Origin of the sequence: Variovorax paradoxus (genome assembly GCF_000834655.1) — a bacterium.
Lineage (GTDB): Bacteria > Pseudomonadota > Gammaproteobacteria > Burkholderiales > Burkholderiaceae_C > Variovorax > Variovorax paradoxus_F.
On record NZ_JXQQ01000042.1, the window covers coordinates 1 to 18,021 of the forward strand.

Annotated in this window: 16 protein-coding genes and 1 pseudogene; 5 read left to right on the forward strand and 12 right to left on the reverse strand. The window is 68.2% G+C overall.

Going from position 1 to position 18,021, the window contains the following annotated elements; genetic code table 11:
• The 5 genes from RT97_RS17985 to RT97_RS18005 form a co-directional block, all read right to left on the reverse strand.
• Positions 1-3,956 (reverse strand): condensation domain-containing protein (locus RT97_RS17985; RefSeq protein WP_042580172.1); only part of this gene is annotated, 3,956 nt, incomplete at its 3' end.
• Between the two features lie 2 nt (positions 3,957-3,958).
• Positions 3,959-4,702 carry a thioesterase II family protein gene (locus tag RT97_RS17990; RefSeq protein WP_042580173.1) on the reverse strand — a complete coding sequence of 248 codons (744 nt, stop codon included), beginning with the start codon at positions 4,700-4,702 and terminating at the stop codon, positions 3,959-3,961.
• Positions 4,702-4,953 carry an MbtH family protein gene (locus tag RT97_RS17995; RefSeq protein ID WP_042580174.1) on the reverse strand — a complete coding sequence of 84 codons (252 nt, stop codon included), beginning with the start codon at positions 4,951-4,953 and terminating at the stop codon, positions 4,702-4,704. Before RT97_RS17995 ends, RT97_RS17990 begins: the two co-directional genes overlap by 1 nt.
• Before the next feature lie 195 nt (positions 4,954-5,148).
• Positions 5,149-5,397, reverse strand: coding sequence for a hypothetical protein (locus RT97_RS18000; protein ID WP_042580175.1), 249 nt, complete (start codon positions 5,395-5,397; stop codon positions 5,149-5,151).
• A 110-nt stretch (positions 5,398-5,507) separates the two neighbouring features.
• Entirely contained in the window at positions 5,508-6,047 is a 540-nt protein-coding gene (locus RT97_RS18005; RefSeq protein ID WP_155403835.1) for a sigma-70 family RNA polymerase sigma factor, read from the reverse strand.
• Positions 6,048-6,174: 127 nt separating this feature from the next.
• Here RT97_RS18005 and RT97_RS18010 point away from each other — a divergent pair, with 127 nt between their 5' ends.
• On the forward strand, positions 6,175-7,176 hold the full coding sequence (locus tag RT97_RS18010; RefSeq protein WP_080898348.1) for a 4'-phosphopantetheinyl transferase family protein: 1,002 nt from the start codon (positions 6,175-6,177) through the stop codon (positions 7,174-7,176).
• Positions 7,173-8,018: a plasmid replication/partition related protein gene (locus tag RT97_RS18015; protein WP_042580176.1), complete on the forward strand. Its 846-nt coding sequence runs from the start codon at positions 7,173-7,175 to the stop codon at positions 8,016-8,018. Before RT97_RS18010 ends, RT97_RS18015 begins: the two co-directional genes overlap by 4 nt.
• Before the next feature lie 33 nt (positions 8,019-8,051).
• On the opposite strand, the gene RT97_RS18020 is transcribed toward RT97_RS18015, so the two are convergent.
• Positions 8,052-8,636, reverse strand: a complete 585-nt coding sequence (locus RT97_RS18020) for a BPSL1445 family SYLF domain-containing lipoprotein (RefSeq protein WP_042580177.1) — start codon at positions 8,634-8,636, stop codon at positions 8,052-8,054.
• Between the two features lie 288 nt (positions 8,637-8,924).
• Between RT97_RS18020 and RT97_RS18025 the strand changes: the two genes are divergently transcribed.
• Complete coding sequence (locus RT97_RS18025; RefSeq protein ID WP_080898349.1) at positions 8,925-9,626, forward strand: DUF418 domain-containing protein; 702 nt, start codon at positions 8,925-8,927, stop codon at positions 9,624-9,626.
• Here RT97_RS18025 and RT97_RS18030 read toward each other — a convergent pair.
• On the reverse strand, positions 9,610-11,448 hold the full coding sequence (locus RT97_RS18030; RefSeq protein ID WP_042580179.1) for a bifunctional metallophosphatase/5'-nucleotidase: 1,839 nt from the start codon (positions 11,446-11,448) through the stop codon (positions 9,610-9,612). The two genes, RT97_RS18025 and RT97_RS18030, sit on opposite strands and share 17 nt — an antisense overlap.
• Positions 11,449-11,533: 85 nt before the next feature.
• The gene (locus RT97_RS18035) at positions 11,534-12,001 is read right to left on the reverse strand and encodes a hypothetical protein (protein WP_253278259.1); all 468 of its coding nucleotides are present in this window, start codon (positions 11,999-12,001) and stop codon (positions 11,534-11,536) included.
• 69 nt (positions 12,002-12,070) lie between these two features.
• Between RT97_RS18035 and RT97_RS18040 the strand changes: the two genes are divergently transcribed.
• Positions 12,071-12,865 carry a 2-keto-4-pentenoate hydratase gene (locus RT97_RS18040; protein WP_042580180.1) on the forward strand — a complete coding sequence of 265 codons (795 nt, stop codon included), beginning with the start codon at positions 12,071-12,073 and terminating at the stop codon, positions 12,863-12,865.
• An 8-nt stretch (positions 12,866-12,873) separates the two neighbouring features.
• Complete coding sequence (locus tag RT97_RS18045) at positions 12,874-13,761, forward strand: LysR family transcriptional regulator (protein WP_042580181.1); 888 nt, start codon at positions 12,874-12,876, stop codon at positions 13,759-13,761.
• A gap of 15 nt (positions 13,762-13,776) precedes the next feature.
• Here RT97_RS18045 and RT97_RS18050 read toward each other — a convergent pair whose 3' ends face one another.
• From RT97_RS18050 to RT97_RS18065, 4 genes and pseudogenes are all read right to left on the reverse strand, one after another.
• Entirely contained in the window at positions 13,777-14,685 is a 909-nt protein-coding gene (locus RT97_RS18050; RefSeq protein ID WP_042580182.1) for an NAD(P)-dependent oxidoreductase, read from the reverse strand.
• Positions 14,686-14,689: 4 nt separating this feature from the next.
• Positions 14,690-16,141, reverse strand: coding sequence for an aldehyde dehydrogenase family protein (locus RT97_RS18055; protein WP_042580183.1), 1,452 nt, complete (start codon positions 16,139-16,141; stop codon positions 14,690-14,692).
• A 31-nt stretch (positions 16,142-16,172) separates the two neighbouring features.
• Entirely contained in the window at positions 16,173-17,573 is a 1,401-nt protein-coding gene (locus RT97_RS18060; protein WP_042580184.1) for an amidase, read from the reverse strand.
• Between the two features lie 4 nt (positions 17,574-17,577).
• Positions 17,578-18,021 (reverse strand): annotated as a pseudogene (locus RT97_RS18065) (ABC transporter substrate-binding protein); the annotation flags it as partial.

An 18,021-nucleotide genomic window follows, 5' to 3' on the forward strand; every position in this document is an offset into this window, starting at 1 on the left:
ATGGCCGCGCCCTTGGGCTTGCCGGTGGAGCCGGAGGTGTAGATGACGTAGGCCAGGTGCTCTCCGTGCAGGGCGACCTGCGGGTCGGACTCGGGCTCGTTGGCGAGATCGAGGTCCTCGACTTCGAGCGTGACAAGGCCTTCGCGGGCAGTGATGCAGTCGCGCGTGGCGCGGTGGGTCAGCAGCAGTTCGATGCCGCTGTCCTCGACCATGTACGCCAGGCGCTGTGCCGGGTATTCGGGGTCCAGTGGCAGATAGGCGCCGCCGGCCTTGAGGATGGCCAGGATGCCCACGACCATCTCCACGCTGCGCTCCATGGCGATGCCTACGAGCACATCGGGGCCCACGCCCAGGGAGATCAGGCGGTGGGCCAGGCGATTCGCCCTGCGGTTGAGTTCGAAGAAGCTCAGGGCGTCGTCGGCGAAGAGCAGCGCGGTGGCCTGCGGCTGGTGGCGGGCATGGCCTTCGATGAGGCGATGCACGGGTTGCAGGCCGGGCTCGCGGTGCGTGTTCACGCTCCACTGCGCGAGCTGCGCCTTCTCGGCGGCACCGAGCAGGTCGACGTCGCCGACGGCCAGTTCGCCGCGGCTGGCCAGTGCGCCCAGGATCGCCACGTAGTGACCCGCCATGCGCTCGATGCTTTCCGCATCGAACAGCTCGGCCGCATAGATCAGGTCGAGCTTCAGGCGTCCGTCGGGCCGCTCGCGCGCCTCGAGCACGAGCTCGAATTGCGCCTGCAGGTCCGGCAGCGCATGGTCGCTCACCGCGATGCCGCCGAGCCGTTCCAGCGCCCGGTGGTCTTCGAACAGGTGGTTGAACATCACCTGGAACAGCGGACTGCGGCTCATGCTGCGCTCGGGCTGCAGCGCCTGCACCAGTTGCTCGAACGGCAGGTCCTGGTGCGCCTGTGCGCCCAGAACGGCTTCGCGCGCCTGGGCCAGCGCACGCGCAAGGCTCGTGCGCCCATCGATGGCGTTGCGCAACACGAGCGTGTTCACGAAGAGCCCGATGACGTTCTCGAACTCCACGCGGTTGCGGTTGGCGATCGCGGTGCCGATGCGGATGTCCTGCTGGCCGGTGTGGCGATGCAGCAGCACCTGCAAGCCGGCAAGCAGCACCATGAAGAGCGTCGCGCCGTCGGCCTGCGCAAGACTGCGCAGCTGGCCGAGCAAGGACGCGGGCAACTCGAAGGCATGGCGCGCCGCACGGTAGTTGGCCTCGGGCTGGCGCGGACGGTCGGTGCGCAGCTCGAGCACCGGATGCGCGTCTCCGAGCTGCGAACGCCACCAGGCCAACTGCCGCTCGCCCTCGCCGGCAGCGAGCCACTCGCGCTGCCAGACGGCGTAGTCGGCGTACTGCAGCCGCGGTGCGGGCAGCACCGCCGCGCCGCCATGCAGGCGCGCGATGTAGCCGGCGGCCAGCTCGTCGATCAACACCTGCATCGAGGCGCCGTCGGACACGATGTGGTGCATCACCACGGCGAGCACCTGGCTGTCGTCCGCGGTGCGGATCAATGCGGCGCGCAGCAGGCGGCCGTGCGCCAGGTCGAAGGGGGCAGACTTCAGGCGATGGGTTTCATGCGCCAATCGCGCGTCCTGTTCGCGGGCGGCCAGGCCGCGCAGGTCGATCAGTTCCAGGGGCAGCGTGCCCGTCGCCGCGATCCATTGCGCAGCCGTGCCGTCGGCCTCGACACGGAACGCGGTGCGCAGAGATTCGTGGCGCGCGACGAGGTCGCCGAGCGCCGCTTCCAACGCTTCGACGTCGAGCGATCCGGCCAGGCGCAACGCGCCGCTCATGTGGTACGCGGCGCTCTGCGGATCGAGTTCCCAGAGAAACCACTGGCGCTCCTGCGCGTGGGACAGGGGCAACGCCTGCTGCCTGCGTACTGCGGGCAGCGTGGCGATGGGAACCGGGCGGCTGTGTGCGGCCTGCGCACCGAGCGCGAGCTGCTCGCGGATGGCCGCGGCGCACTCGGAAAGCCTCGGCCTCTCGAACAGCATGCGGGCCGAAAAGACGATCTCCCATTGCGACGAGATGCGCGCCGCGGCCTGCGTGGCGGTGAGCGAGCTGCCCCCGCGCGTGAAGAAATGGGCGTCGCGCGCAAACGGTTTGTCGGACGGTGCCTTCAAGACCTCGCGCCAGATCGCATCGACCGCACGCTCGACCTCGTCGAGCACCGGCGCTTCGGCCTGCGCCTCGACAGGACCGCCCTTGACGAAGTCGCCGCGCTCGTAGATCGCATAGGCGTCCGCGCTGCGATCGAGCCAGCCCGCGCGGCAGGCGCTGCGCTGCAGCTTGCCGCTGGTGGTCTTGGGCATGCCGCCCGGATTGAGCAGCAGCACGGCCGAGAGCGCTTCGCCGAACACCTCGCTGACCGCGGCGCTCAGCGCCTCGACCAACACCTGCGGCGGCACCAGCTTCTGCATGCTGCGCGACACCTCGGCCGCAGCGCCGATGCCTTCGCCATCGGGTCCGCTGGCGGCGAACACCGCCACGCGCCCCTTGCGTACCGCGTCCACCTCGGCCTCGATGACGCGCTCGATGTCCTGCGGGTAGATGTTGTGGCCGCGCACGATGATCAGGTCCTTGATGCGGCCGGTCACGTAGAGCTCGCCATCGCACACGAAGCCCAGGTCGCCGGTGCGCAGCCATCGCCGGCCCGCGCGCTCGACGAAGGTCTCGGCGGATTCGCGCGGCTTGCCCCAGTAGCCGGCACCGACGCTCGCGCCGCTCACCCAGATCTCGCCGATGCGGCCGGGCTCGGCCACCACCGACAAAGAGGTGGGATCGACGATTTCGACCGCGTGATCGACCGCCACCGCGCCGCAACCGACGAGCAGCGTGCCCCCCTCGCTCGGCGCGCCCTTGCCGTCCGCCAGGCCGTCGGCGTTGAAGCCGCGCGCGACCAAGCCGGCGCCTCGTTTTCCGCCCGTCACAAACAGCGTTGCCTCTGCGAGGCCGTAGCAGGCGTAGACCGCGCCCGCGTCGAAGCCCGCGGGCGCGAAGCGTTCGATGAAGTCGAATTCGGTGTCGGCGCGCACCGGCTCGGCGCCGGTGTAGGCCACGCGCCAGCTCGAGAGATCGAGTTGCGCGATCTGCGCGTCCTTCACGCGCTCCAGGCACAGGCGGAACGAGAAGTCGGGGCCGCCGCTGAGCGTGGCGCGGTGGCGCGAGATCAGCTCCAGCCAGCGCACCGGGCGCTCGAGGAAATAACGCGGCGACGTCAGCACCAGCGGAATGCCGCTGTACAGCGGCTGCATCAGGCCGCCGATCAGGCCCATGTCGTGATAGAGCGGCGCCCACGAGACGAACTTGTCGTCCGGACCGATGCCCATGCCGACCTGGATGGCATGCTCGTTGGCCATCAGGTTGCGGTGCGTGACGATCACGCCCTTGGGCGCCGAGGTCGAGCCCGAGGTGTACTGCAGGAAGGCGACATCGTCGTCGCCCGGCTCGAACGGCTGCCAGGCGTCGGCGAGCGCGATGTCGACCGCGTCGACGGCGACGATCTGCACATCGCCGAACTGGTTGCCGGCCGCCGACATCGCGGTGCTCAACGCGGACGACGTGAGCACGCAGCGCGCCTGCGAATCGGTCGCCACGCCGGTCAGCCGTGCCAGGTGCTGCGGCCGGATCGACTCGGGCGGAAACACCGGCACCGCGATCACGCCGCTGTAGAAGCAGGCCAGCATGCTCACCGCATAGTGATCGCCGTTGTCGAGCATGACGAGCGCGCGATCGCCCTTGGCGAACTGCTGTTGCAGGCGCGCGGCGAGTGCGCGCACGCGCCGCTCGAAGACGGCGTAGGTGAAGGGCTGCTCGCTCAAGACGCCGTCGATCTCGTCGACGACGGTGAGCCACACATCATGCGGACGCCGCTCGGCGAGCGCACGCAGGTGCGCCACGAAATTACGCGGTTGCCGGCCGACGGATTCCGTCGCGAGCAGTTCAGTCATATCTACCCTTGATGCGCTAGCAGTTGCGCTTGATGAAGATGCGTCGGCAGACGCCGTGCGAGCGCCGCGAGAAAGGCGGGCTCGTCTTGCCGGAGAAAGAAATGGCCGCCCTCGAACCAGTCGAGCGTGAAGGCGCCGCATGTCTCTTCTGACCACGCGGCCATCGCCTGTGCCTCGATGTCGTCCTGGCGTCCCGCGAAGGCGTGGATGGGCAGCGCAAGCGGCGGCCGGCCGGCTGCATGGACGTGGCTGCGGCAGACGCGGCGATCGGCGCGCAGGGTGTCGAGCGTGATGCGCATGAGCTCTTCGCTCGCGAACACCGCTTCGGGCGTGCCGCCCTGTTTGCGCAGCTCGGCGGTGAGCGCCGCGTCGTCTTCAGGCCCGTCGAAACGCCCGGGATCGCGCCGGGAAGGGGCCGCGCAGCCGGACACCAGCAGCGCGCGCGGCAAGGGCCCTCGCAACGACTGGAGCCGGCGGGCCACGCCGTGGGCGAGCAGCGCGCCCATGCTGTGGCCCAGGAGCGCGAAGTCGCCGCGCATCGCTTCGGCCTGCGCCGCACAGATCCGCGCAACCAGCGCGTCGAAGTCTTCGACGAAGGGTTCGTCCATGCGCGCGCCGCGCCCCGGCAACTCCACCGGCACGATGCGGGCCCACGGTGGCAGGAAACGCCGCCACCGCAGGTACATGGAGGCGCTGGCGCCTGCGCACGGCAGGCACAGCAGGGCCAGGGGCGCCTGGGCGCTCATCAACCGGCCGCGGTTTCCGTGGCCGGTGCGCCCGCCTGTTGCTGCATCCAGTCGCGCAGCGACCGGGGCCGCATGTCGGTCCAGTGGCTCTCGACGTAGGCGAGCACGGTCTTCTTGTCGCCCTTCACGCCCTCGACGGCGGTCCAGCCGCCGGGGACGGCCTTCCAGTGGGGCCAGATGGAGTACTGGTCTTCGTGATTGACCAGAACGATGAAGGTCTCGTCTTCGCGGTCAAAGCAGCTCGTCGACATCGGTGCATCCTTGTGTGATTGAACAGTGAGAAAGGAGCGCACCTCGACCGGTCGCGGACCGGACGGAATCGCGGCGCCCCTGCCAAGAGGACGCTTCAGGGGTCGATCTGTTCATTTTTCACGGCAGGACGGCGGGCGCCGCGGACGTGCCGGTGCCGGAACGCGCAAGACGCGCGCTCGCGATGGATGCGGGGTTTACTTGCCGGCGCGAGGCTCGGCGTCGTCGTCCTGCAAGTCGTCGCCGAAATCGTTGGCCGGCGGAACGAAGCCCGCGAGGAGCCAGAGGCGGGCGGCCTTGTCATAGGCCTGGCGATGCGCAGGCGCTGCGAGGAGCCAGGCTGTCATTTCGGCGCGCGCGGCCTCGCCGAAGCTTTCGCTGTCGTGCTCGCGCTGCACCCAGTCCCATGCGGTATTCCAGATGGGATCGCCCGTTTCCTGTGTCATTGATGAAGCTGCTCGCGTTGTCCGTCGAGGCCGGATCATGAACGAACCCGGCCGGTCCAGCGCGCATTCTCGCGGGAAACGGGCGCAGTCCGGCTGCGTAGAAGCCGCAGCTAGTGCCCGTCGCCCTCGAGCAGCAGGTGGCCGCACGACTTGATCGCGTTGGCAGCTTCGGCGATCAGCCCGTTCACGAGGCCCAGCGCGCAACCCAGGCGCGCCGCGATTTCGCGCTGCGTGAGCCCTTCGAGGCGGTAGAGCTCGAACACGAGCCGCGTGCGGGGCGAGAGGCCGGCGAGCACCTTGTCGATCGCGGTGATCACCTGGCGCTCGCACATCATGCGGTCGGGGGTCGAGGCAGTTGTCGGCATGTCGAGCGATTCCACGTCCACGTCGAAGGTGCGATAGCTGGCCTCGACGCGGTGACGGCGGCAGTAGTCCAGCGCCATGTTGCGCACCACCTGGCAGCAATAGCCGATGGGACGGTCGGCCTGTCGGACGCAGGGGCCATCGGCGATCTTCAGGTAGGCGTCCTGCACGACGTCGTCGGCCAGGTCGGCGGTGTTGACGATCTTCCGGGCGACCCGCCAGAGCTGCGCCCGGTGGGCGATGAAGACCTCTGCGAGCGAGGGCTCGGCGGAATGCGGCAACGGCATGTTCAACACGTCTTCCTCCAGTTCCATTGGGCGAGCCGAGACGGGCCGCAGATCCGATTTACTACTTTCGACGCACAAATCGAAATAAGAATCATTGCTATTTATAGGCGGATTTTGAGGCATTTCCATGACCCTTCCGGATCGACACTCAAACAAACGACATGAGGAGCCCCAAGGAAATCCGCCGCAGCGGCTCAGATGGCCAAGCGATCCGCGAGAGATCGCGGAACCCGGCACAGGGGGCCGCGATAATAGCCGAGTTCGCTTCGTGCAACCATTTGGAAAACAATATTGCCGCGAAGCGCTGCTGCTCACCATGCATCGCGCCGCCCCCCTCCTTCCCTTGCCTGCCGGCGAGATCCATCTCTGGTTCTGCCCCCATGGCGAGTCCAGCGATGCCGCGCTCGAAGCCACGTATCGCGCGCTCTTGACGCCGCAGGAACTGCAGCAGAAGGATCGTTTCCACTTCGCACGCGACCGGTATCGTTACCTGATGACCAGGGTGCTTGTGCGTTCGGTCCTGTCGCGCTATGCGCCGATCAGACCGAACGACTGGCGCTTCGTCAATGGCCCCTTCGGCCGCCCGCGCATCGAAGGCCCCGGACTCGAAGAGACGCGCGGCCTGGACTTCAACCTGAGTCATACCGCCGGCCTCATCGTGCTGGCGGTTGCGCGGGATATCGAGCTGGGCATCGATGTCGAGAACACCCGGCGCTCCGCGGTGCTCGAGGCCGTCGATCACTACTTCGCGTCGGCCGAGGCCCTCTCGCTGGGCGCATTGCCGGCGGCCCTGCAGCCGCATCGATTCTTCGAACTGTGGACCTTGAAGGAAAGCTACATCAAGGCACGCGGCATGGGTTTGCAGATACCGCTCGACAGTTTCGCCTTTGCACTCGATGCCCCGGGCGACATCGGATTCACGCTCGCCGACCCGCACGACGACACTGCGCACCGCTGGCACTTCCGGCAGTTGCAGCCCACGCGCGACCACATGGTGGCCATCTGCAGTTCCACCGACGCGCGATTCGTGTGCCGCGAAACATCGCCCCTGCAATGGGAGCGTTCGCTCGAAGTCCGCACGACGCGCGCATCTAGAATTTCGCCCCTTTCCCCGATCCCTCCCTCATGAACATCGTCGTCAACGAAGAACTCAAAGCCTATATCGATCCCATGTCTCCGGAGGAATACGCGGCGCTGGAACGGAGCATCCTCACCGAGGGCTGCCGCGACGCGCTTGTGCTGTGGGGCGAGGTGCTGGTGGACGGCCACCACCGCTACGGCATCTGCCAGAAGCACGGCCTGCCGTTCCAGACGGTGCAGAACACGCACTTCAAGACGATGGAGGACGTGCACCTCTGGATGATCGACCAGCACCTCGGGCGGCGCAGCATCTCGGACTATCAGCGCGGCGTGCTGGCGCTCCGGAAGAAGGTCATCGTCGATGACCAACGCTCCCGCGCGCTGTCGGAAACGTCGTCGTCGGAAGACCCTCCTTTCGATGTCGACGCACCGGCCGGCGAATCGGCAACCGACACCACCGCCGCCCTGCCCCCTCCTGCACCGCTGAACAGCCGCGAATCCATCGCCAAGGCCGCGCGCCTGAGCAGCAGCCAGGTGGTGATGATCGAGAAGATCCAGAAGCAGGCCGCGCCCGAATTGGTGGCCGCGGTGAAGTCGGGTGTGATCTCGATCAACACCGCTGCGGCCGTGGCCAGCCTGCCTGCCGAGGAGCAGGTCTCGGCGGCGAACGCGGGCAAGGACGAACTCAAGCAAGCCGCCAAGCGCGTGCGCGAAGCCAAGCGCAAGCCACGCGAAGAGTCGCCGCAATCTGGATCGGAGGATCGACCCGCCAAACCCGACGCGGTCGAAGCGCTGGAACAGCGCGTGGCCGAACTCACGCGCGAGAACGACGACCTGCGCAGGCAGGTCGCCGATCTGCAGGCGCAACTGGCGGAGCAGTTGGCCGACTGACGCCGGGGCGCGAGCCCCGCGTCAGCAATTGCCTTACAGCTGGATCTCGGTGATCTTCGCGCCCGACAGCGAGACGCCGGCTTCCAGCCCCACATTGGTCAGCACGAAGCCCACCACGGGTTGCCGGATCGTGTTCGTGTCGACGTTGCCATTGGCACCGATGGTGGCTACAGCCACCGTGGCGTCGGCGCCGGCCGTCCAGCCCTTGCTGCCGCGGAACTTGTCGAGCGCCGCCTGCGTGGTGAACAGGTAGATCACGGCCTTCGATTGCGCTCCGGCCTGGAAGCCCACCGAGCCCGCGGTGGTGCTGTAGTACGACTGCGTGCGGCCGTTCACGCGCAACGCGCCGCGTCCGTATTCGGCACCCACGCCCAGGCTGGCCCCGACCACGGCCGGGAACACCAGCACGCCGCTGGACTTGGCGACCAGTTCGCGCGAGCCCTTCACGGAGTCATACAACTTCGACAGCGAGGCGTCGACCTGCGCGTCGATGGAAGTGCGCGAGGTTGCGCTGCTGGCCTGATCCTGCGGACGTGTCGTGGTGCACCCCACAAAGGCCAGGCTGCAAGCCACGACGACAGACGAAAACGCGAGAGTGCGGAGATTCTTGGTGTTCATGATGATTCCTTTGCAAAGTCATGGATCGGCAGAAATAGCCTCTGCCTGCGGCGGCAGATCGGGCCATGCTAAGCCGGTTGAAACACGAAAAATCCGACGTGGGAATCCCGCCTACGCGAAGTCAGGCCGCGAGCCTGCGCGGGCGTTCGCGGCGCGCGAAACGGGCAACAGGAGCCCCGCTTGCGCACGACATCCATCGACTGCCGAAACGCAATGTTGGGGCAATGGTGATTCATAGGATCGCAACCGAATCCACCCCCCACTCAACCATCACCCACACGTACTTCGATGACCTCCGAGACTCTCCGTACGTTGCCTTTGCCGACAGCGCGCATGGGCCGTCTTTCGTTGCCCGACGCGTTGCGCGGCTTCGCCCTGTTCGGCGTGCTGACGGTCAATCTGCTTGGCCTTCTCCCCGGCCACGCGATGGCCGGCCTGCTCGTGCTGACGGCCACGAGTTCATGGCTCGGTCACATCGCCGTGCTGCGCGAGTCGGTCGCGCATCGGCGCTTCTGGCAACGCGTCCTGCTCGCGGGCTTTGGAGTGAGCGCGATCTCGATGGTCGGCGCATCTGCAGCCCCTGCGCTGCGCGACGTCGGGCTGCTCGCGCAGGGCGCGCTCCTTGCCGCCGCCTTCGTCCTCCTGTTCCAGCGCGCCGCATGGCGACGCTGGCTGCTGAAGCTGGTGCCCGCCGGCCGGATGGCACTGACCAACGGCCTCGCGCAAGCGCTGTTCACTTTGTGCCTCCTGCACGGCGCCAACCTCACCCTCGATCCGGTGAGCCTGGTGCTGTGCGGCGCCGCCATCTTCGCGCTGCAGGTCGCCTCCAGTTGCTGGTGGCTGGCGCGCTACAACGCCGGCCCTGCGGAATGGCTGTGCCACATCCTGGTCTCATCCCAGCCGCAGCCGATGCGGCGTCGCCACGCAGACCTTGATCGCCAACGCGTCGACGAGCTGGCCCGCCAGCCAGGGCTCAAGGCAGGAGCGTGATGCGGTCGGTGGCTGGCGGCGCGAGCGGGCTGTTCGCCTTGATATAGGCCTCCAGTGCGTCGACGTCCTGGTCGCCGCCCAGCGTGTCCGTGCCCTGGTTGAACACGGTGAAGTTGTCGCCGCCGGTGGCCAGGAAGCTGTTCATCGTCACGCGGTAGTTCGCCGCCGGATCGATGGCGGTTCCGTTCAGCGCCATGTTGCTGACGCGCGCACCGCCGGGCGCCGAGGCGCTGTAGCTGTAGGTCAAGCCGCGCGAGGGCAGCAGCACCTTCGGCGCCGCCGGCGTGTTCGAGCCGCTGTTGAACTGCTGCTCCAGCACGGCCTTGATCTGCGCGCCGGTCATCGTCTTCACCACCAGGCTGTTGCCGAAGGGCTGCACAGCGAAGATCTGGCCGTAGGTCACGCTGCCGTCCTGTGCCGGCGCAAGGTCGGCGCGCACACCGCCCGGGTTCATGAAGGCGATCTGCGCGGCGCCCTTTCCGGCCGGGCTGGTGGCAGCGAGCTGCGCATCGGCGATCAGGTTGCCCAGTGCGCTTTCCTTCGATGGCGTCAGCGTGCGCGTGGCCGTGCCGGTGAGCGAGCCCACGACGCGCTGCACGAGCGGCCCGGCGATCGCGAGGTACTGGCTGATGAGCGCGGCCACTTCCTGGTTCTTGCCGAACACGGGGTACTGGTCGGTCAGCGCGACGGTGGTGGCGCCGCTGGTAAAAGCCTCGCCCTGCACGATCACGTTGTCAGCAGCCTTGGCCGTCACCTTGCGGGTGCGGGTGTCGATGGTGAGGTTGATGTCGGTCAGCAGCGTGCCGTACTGGCCCGCGCTCGTCAGCAGGAACGGCTTGGCCGGGTTGGTCTTGCCGTAGTCGCAAACGTAGGAGCGGTGCGTGTGACCCGAGATCACCACGTCGACCGCTGTGTCGAGCTTGTTCAGGATCGGCAGGATGTCGCCGCTCAGGCCCGCGCAGCTCTTGTCGTTGTAGCCGACGGTGGTTGTGCCGCCTTCGTGGATCACGACGACGATCGCATCCGCGCCCTGCGCCTTCAGTTGCGGGATCAGCGCATTCGCCGTGTCGGCTTCGTCCTTGAAGCTCAGGCCCGCCACGCCGGCGGGCGTCACGATGTTGGGCGTGCCCTTGAGCGTCATGCCGATGAAGGCGACCTTCACCGTGGCGCCGTCCTTCGTGAAGCTCTTCATGCCGGTGGCGGGGAACAGCGTGTTGCCGTCGGTCTTCACCGTGTTGGCCGCGAGGAACCCGAAGTTCGCGCCCGGGAAGGCCTTGTTCACGCGGCAGGGCTCCAGCGCTGTGTTCTTGGCGCAGCCGCCATTCTTCATGCGCAGCAGTTCGGTCTGGCCCTTGTCGAACTCGTGGTTGCCGACGGCGTTGAAGTCGATCTTCATCGCGTTCACGGCCTCGATGGTCGATTCGTCCAGGAATAGCGCCGACACCAGCGGCGAGGCGCCGATCATGTCGCCCGCCGACACCACCGCGTTGTTCGCGTTCTTCGCCTTGAGCGATGCGACGGCCGAGGCCAGGTAGGCCGCGCCGCCTGCGGGCACCGCGACCGTGCCGCCACCGGTGGCGGGCGCGGTGATCGAGAGCTTGGGCGGCTCCAGGTTGCCGTGCAGGTCGTTGAAGGCGATGAGCTTCACGTCGATGCTGCCGGGAGGCGCCGGAGCGGGTGGCGGCGGCGCGGGCGCTGGCGCCGGCGCCGGCGGAAGAATGGGAAAGAAACTCCCCGGATTGCCGCCGTCGCTGCCGCCGCAGGCGGACAACGTGGCCAGGACCACACCCGCGAGCGCGAGATGCTTCAACGATGCACGCATGGATCTTCTCCTCCGTATTGGAATGCAGCGCATGCTGGCCATGCGACATGACGGCGGCATGACCGTCCCTCCGCCACGCGGGGGCTCAGGGAAGCGCCACCAGCTCCATCGACACCTCGGGGCCGAACGCGGCGCGCAGCAGGGCCCGGGCCCGGACACTTCGCTCGTCGGAGAGCGACTGCACGGCCAGCCATCCGTCCTTCGGCCGCCGCTGCAGGTGCCAGCCTTCCTGCCCGAGACCGATCAGCTCGGCGAGCGCCGAGGCGTTCGCCACCGGCAGCGCGGAGGGCACGATGTCGAGCCAGTCCACCACCTGGTCGGCCTCGCCGCCGAGCCGCGCGGCCGCGCCTTCGGCCAGCGCGCGCTGCGTGGCCACGTCCCGCACCGCGCCCTGCAGAACGATGCCGTTGCCATGCCAGCGGATCTCCAGCGGCGGGCCCGCCGCCGGCGAGGTACGCGCCGTGAAGTGCCATGCGGCGGCCAGCGCGATCAGGCAGGCAACCGCCGACGCGATGACGACGGGTCGCAGGCGAAAGCGGCGTTGTGTTTCCAAGGCCGCAAGCCTGCCACGCACAGCGTGACATGGCTGTGACTGCGGCCCCGTCGCATGTAGACTGATTCGATGACCCCCGAAGCCGTACTTGCCCACTACGACAAGGCCGCGCCGTGGCCTTCGGACCGCTCCTGCCTCGGTCGCACCGACGTCGCCGCCGCCTACCGGGACGCGCTCGCACTGCGGGCCTTGCGGCTCGCGCGCGGCGAGCGCCCCGTCGGCTACAAGATCGGCTTCACCAACCGCACCATCTGGCAGCGCTACGGCGTCTTCGGGCCGATCTGGGGCCCGGTATGGAGCACGACGCTCACGCGCTGCGACGGGCATGGAACCATCGACCTCGCCGGGACCCTCCAGCCCCGGATCGAACCGGAAATTGTCTTCGGCATCGCCGCGACGCCACCGCGCGACGCCACGCTGGAGCAGGTCTTCGGCTGCATCGAGTGGCTCGCACCGGGTTTCGAGATCGTGCAGTCTCACTGCGACTGGAAATTCACCGCCGCGGAAACCGTGGCCGACGGCGCGTTGCACGCGCGCTTGCTGGTCGGCCGCGAGACGCCCGTCCGCCAGTTCGCGCGCACGGGCGCCGAGCTCGACGACCAGCTGGCAGCCGCTCGCCTTCGGCTGTTCAAGGGCGATGAGGCTGTCGACGAAGGCACCGGCGTCAACGTGCTCGACGGCCCGCTGCATGCGCTCTGCCATTTCGTGCAGGAACTGCAGGCCTGCCCAGGCGCACCCGCGCTGCAGCCCGGCGACGTGGTCACCACCGGCACTTGGACCGACGCCTGGCCCATCGTGCCCGGCGAAACATGGCGCGCCGAATTCGAGGCGCCGTTCGATTCGCTCGAGATCACCCTGCGCTGAACGGATCGATGCGGCCTGACCTCGATTCCCTTGCGCTCTTCCTGAGCGCCCTCGAATCCGGCAGCCTGTCGAAGGCCGCCGAGGAGCACCACATGGTGCTCTCGGCCGCGAGCCGCCGCATCCGCATCCTCGAGACCGAGTTCGGCGTGCCGCTCTTCCAGCGCACCTCCAAGGGCGTGACGGTAACCGGTGCGGGCGAGTCGCTGGCCATCCATGCGCGACTCATCCTGCGCGACGTCGACCGCATGCGCGCCGATCTCTCGGACTACGCGCAGGGCGCGACCGGACGCGTGCGGCTGCAGGCCAATGCGTCGGCCATGGGGCAGTTCCTGCCCGACGACGTGGCGAGCTTTCGACGGAGCTATCCGGAGATCCGTGTCGATGTCGAAGAGCACCGCAGCGTGTGGATCGTGCAGGCGATCCGCGACCGGCACGCCGATGTCGGCGTGATCACGGGCGACACCGCGGACACGACGCTCAACTTCATTCCGTACCGCATGGACAGGTTGGTGGCCATCGTCCACCGCAAGCACCCGTACCGCAGCCGAGAGGTGTCGTTCGCGGATCTGCTCGACTTCGATTTCGTGGGCCTCGAGAACGACTCGGCCATCGCCCGCACCATCGAGGATGCGGCGGTCGCCGCGCGCAAGGTGCTGCGCCTGCGCGTAAAGGTCAAGAGCTTCGAGGCGGTGTGCCGGATGATCGAAGCGGGCATGGGCGTGGGCATCCTGCCCGAGGGCGCGGCGGCCACCTACCGCAAGGAAATGGGCCTGCGCTTCCTGAACCTGTCGGATGCATGGGCGTCGCGCCGCATGTACCTCTGCACGCGGCAGGAGACGCTGACTTTTCCGCAGCGCCGCCTGGTCGATCACCTGCTCTCGCGCTACGTGCCGTAGCGCGAGCAAGGCGCTCTACTTCTTCAGCGCTTCCACCAGGTCGAGCACCATGCGGTCGGGACCGAAGGTTTCGATGCCGTGGGTCAGCAGTTTCTCGACGGCCTCGGCGATGCCGTGGCTGGCCGACGACTGCTGCGCCATGTCGTTGTAGTAGCCCAAGTCCTTCTTGGCGTTGGCCATCGAGAACTTCAGCGAATCGGTGCTGCCGGTCAGGAGCTTGGGCTTGACGCGTTCCAGCGCAACGCCGTTGCCGCCGCCCTTGGCGAGCACATCGACGAACACATCGGGCGCCACGCCGGCGCGCCCTGCACAGGCAGCCGCTTCGCAGAGCAGCGCGACGGTGCCGAGCGACACGAAGTTGTGCAGCAGCTTCATCGCATGGCCCGCGCCGATGCCGCCCACATGCGTGATGTTCTCGGCAAAGCAGCGCAGAAGCGGCAGGCACGAGGCCAGCACTTCGGCATCGCCGCCCACCAGCAGGTTGAGCCGGCCTTCGGCGGCTTCCTTGGCGGTGCGCGTCATCGGCGCATCGAGGAACTTGCCGCCCTTGGCCAGCACGGCTTGCGCGACCTTGGTGGTGGAGTCGGGTACGGCGGTCGAGCAGTCGATCACCACGGTGCCGGGGCGCAGGCTGGCGAGCGCGCCCCCCTTTCCATCCTTGCCGAGCATCACGGCCTCGACTTGCGGCGTGCCGGTGACGCAGAGGATCAGCACGTCGACATCGGCCGCGAGCGCCGTCACGTCCGACACGGCGGTGGCGCCGGCTGCGAGCAGCGCGCCGACGGGCTGGTTGCCGGGGTGGTCGAGGATGGTCAGCCTGTGGCCGTGCTTGACGATGTTCTGCGCGATGCCGCTGCCCATCAGGCCGACGCCGACCAGGCCGACGCGGCGGGGCGCTTGTGCTTCTTGTGCGTTCGTGTTCATGGGTTCATCCGTGCTTGATGGCGATGGTCTTGAGGGTCGTGAAGCCTAGCAGGGCTTCGAAACCCTTCTCGCGACCGAAGCCACTCGACTTGACGCCGCCGAACGGCAGCTCCACGCCGCCCGCCGCACCGTAGTTGTTGATGAAGACCTGGCCGCAGTGCAGCTTGTTCGCCACGCGCAGTTGCCGGCCGCCGTCGCGGGTCCACACGCCGGCCACCAGGCCGAAGTCGGTGCCGTTGGCCAGGCGGATGGCCTCGGCCTCGTCGGCGAAGGGCATCACCGCCAGCACGGGGCCGAAGACCTCGCGCTGTGCGAGCTCGCTGTCGGCGGGCACATCGCGGAACAGCACGGCCTCCTGGTAGTAGCCGCTGGCCGATGCGTTCGGCGACACCGTGCCGCGCGCCGCGACCTTCACGCCGTTCGCTTCGGCGGTCGCAACCATGTCGCGCACCTGGCGGAACTGCTTTTCGTTGATGAGCGGGCCCATGTCGAGGTCGTCGGCGGGCGGACCCGAGCGCACGGCTGCAAAGCGCTCGGCCAGCCGCTTCACGACCTCTTCGTACACCGATTGCTCCACCAGCACGCGGCTGCCGGCCGAGCAGGTCTGGCCGGCGTTCTGGATGATCGCGTTCACCAGCACGGGCACGGCCGCGTCGAGGTCGGCATCGGCGAACACGAGCTGCGGGGACTTGCCGCCCAACTCCAGCGTCACGGGGCAATGCCGCTCGGCGGCGGCCAGGCCGACGCTGCGGCCCGTGACGGTCGATCCGGTGAACGAGATGTGGTCGATGCCCGGGTGCGCGCACAACGCGGCGCCCGCCTCCTTGCCGTAGCCGGTCACCACGTTCAGCGCACCGGCGGGAAAGCCCACCTCGGTCGCTATCTCCGCCAGGCGCAGCAGCGAGAGGCTGGCGTCTTCGGCCGGCTTGACCACGCAGGCGTTGCCGGCTGCGAGCGATGCGCCCACGCTGCGGCCCGCGATCTGCATCGGGTAGTTCCAGGGAATGATGTGCCCCGTCACGCCGTGCGGCATGCGCACGGTCAGCACCGTGTAGCCGCGCTCGTAGGGCAGCGTGTCGCCGTGCAGTTTGTCGCAGGCGCCGGCGTAGTACTCGAAGTAGCGCGCGAGCGCGGTGGCGTCGTTACGGGCCACGCGCAGCGCCTTGCCGGTGTCGCGGGCTTCGAGCTGCGCGAGTTCCTCGTGGTGCTCCATCACCGCGGCGCCGAGCTTGGCGAGAAGGCGGCCGCGTTCGAGCGCAGTCATCGCGCCCCAGGGGCCGTCGAAGTTCTCGCCCATCGCCTTGCGCCCTGCGCGTACGGCAGCGTCCACATCCGCGGCCGTGCCGCGTGCGATCTCGCCAAAGCGCTGGCCGTCGCTCGGGTCGATCACTGCAATGGTTTCGGCGCCCGGCGAGGCCACGCGGGCGCCGTCGATGTAGTGGGTTGCTGCAGTCATCTTGTCTCTCTTTGGATCGGAGTCGATTGGGTCACTGGAGCTCGGGCCAGGGCTTCTGCGCGTCGCGGATCAGTTCGAAGGCGCGGCTGAACTGCAGCACGCCGAGGTCGTCGAAGCGGCGGCCCGCCACCTGCAGCCCGATGGGCAGGCCGGCATCCGAGTAGCCGCAGTTGACCGACGAGGCCGGCTGCTCCGACATGTTGTAGGGCACCGTGAAGCCGATGTGCTCCAGCGAGCGCAGCGGGTTGTTCGTGGGCGAAGCGTGCTCCGCGGGCGCGGGCATGTTGGGCGACACCGGCGAGATCACGAAGTCGAAGCCCACGGTCGCGGCGACGGTGGCCGCGCGCGTGGCGACGAACTGGCTGTAGGCGTCGAAGATGTGCTCGCCCGAAAAGCCGGCTGCGCTCTCGGCCCAGGCATCGATGTAGGGCAGCATCATCGCGCGGCGCTCGGGCGCCATGGCGCGCAGGTCGGTCAGCGAGCGCATGCGCCAGAAGTGGTCCATGCCCTGCAGCATCTTCGGGGTCATGAAGGGCTTCATTTCCTCCACGCGGGCGCCGGCCGCCTCGATCTTCTTCGCGGCAGCGAGCACCGCCTTGCGGATCTGCGGATCGAGCGGCAGGCCGCAGCCCGCGTCCATCAGGAGGCCCACCCGCTTGCCCGCGAGGAAGGAGGCATCGACGTCGAAGGCCAGCCAGTCGATGACGGGCGGCGGCAGCTCGGAGTAGTCGCGGCTGTCGGGCTGCGCAACGGACTGCATCATCAGCGCCGCGTCTTCCACCGTGCGGGTCATCGGTCCGGCGCAGCGGCCCATGTAGGGGGTGCTCAGCGGAATGCGGCCGAAGCTGGGCTTGAGCGTGAAGATGCCGCACCAACTCGCGGGCAGGCGCAGCGAGCCGCCGATGTCGGTGCCCGCATGCAGCGGCCCGTAGCCCGCAGCCGCGGCCGCACCGGCCCCGGCGCTGGAGCCGCCGGGCGTGCGCGACAGGTCCCAGGGGTTGCGCGAGAGTTCATGGAAAGTCGAGAGGCCGGACGACAGCATGCCCACGTCGGGCATCGTGGTCTTGGCGACGAGCACGGTGCCATCTTCCTTGAGGCGGGCGGCCGGCGGCGAATCCTCCGGCACGGGCACGAGGTCGTAGGACGCGGTGCCCAGCGGCATCGGGTCGCCCGCGGTCGCGAGGTTGTCCTTGATGGTCACGGGCACGCCGTCGAGCGCGCCGCGCGGCGTGCCGGCCAGCCAGCGCGCTTCGGAGGCGCGGGCCTGTTCCAGCGCGAACTCGGGGCGGAAGAGCCAGGTCGCGTGCAGCTTCGGCTCCAGCGCCGCAATGCGCTCGTTGACCGCGCGCGCCACCTCGACCGGCGAGAGTTCCTTGCTGCGATAAGCCGCGCCGAGTTCGGCCGCACTCAGGGAATACAAAGGCTTGGTCATTGCATCAGCTCCACGAAATGGCGGCCAGGTCGTTCACCACGATCGGCATGCTCGCCCACAGGCCCTTGACCTCCTTGCGCGCGATGGTGGGAAACACCGCCTGGTACAGAAAGCCGTTGACCGCATCGGTCGCGAGTTGCCGCTGCGCATCGGCCAAGAGGTCGGCGCGTCGCTTCTTGTTTTCTTCGTTCTGGATCGCGACGAACAGATCGCGAAACTTCTTCGAGTCGTAGCCCCAGTAATAGTCGGCCTCGGTGTACTTCACCAGGTCGAAGGGCTCGACGTGCGCAACCATCGTGAGGTCGAAGTCGTGCGCGCCGCCGAAGGTGCCGCTCAGCCACTGCGCCCACTCGACGTTCTGGATCTTCACGTTGATGCCGATCTGCGCCAGTTGCGCGGCGATCATCTCGCCGCCCTGCCGCGCATACGAAGGCGGCGGCAGCGTCAG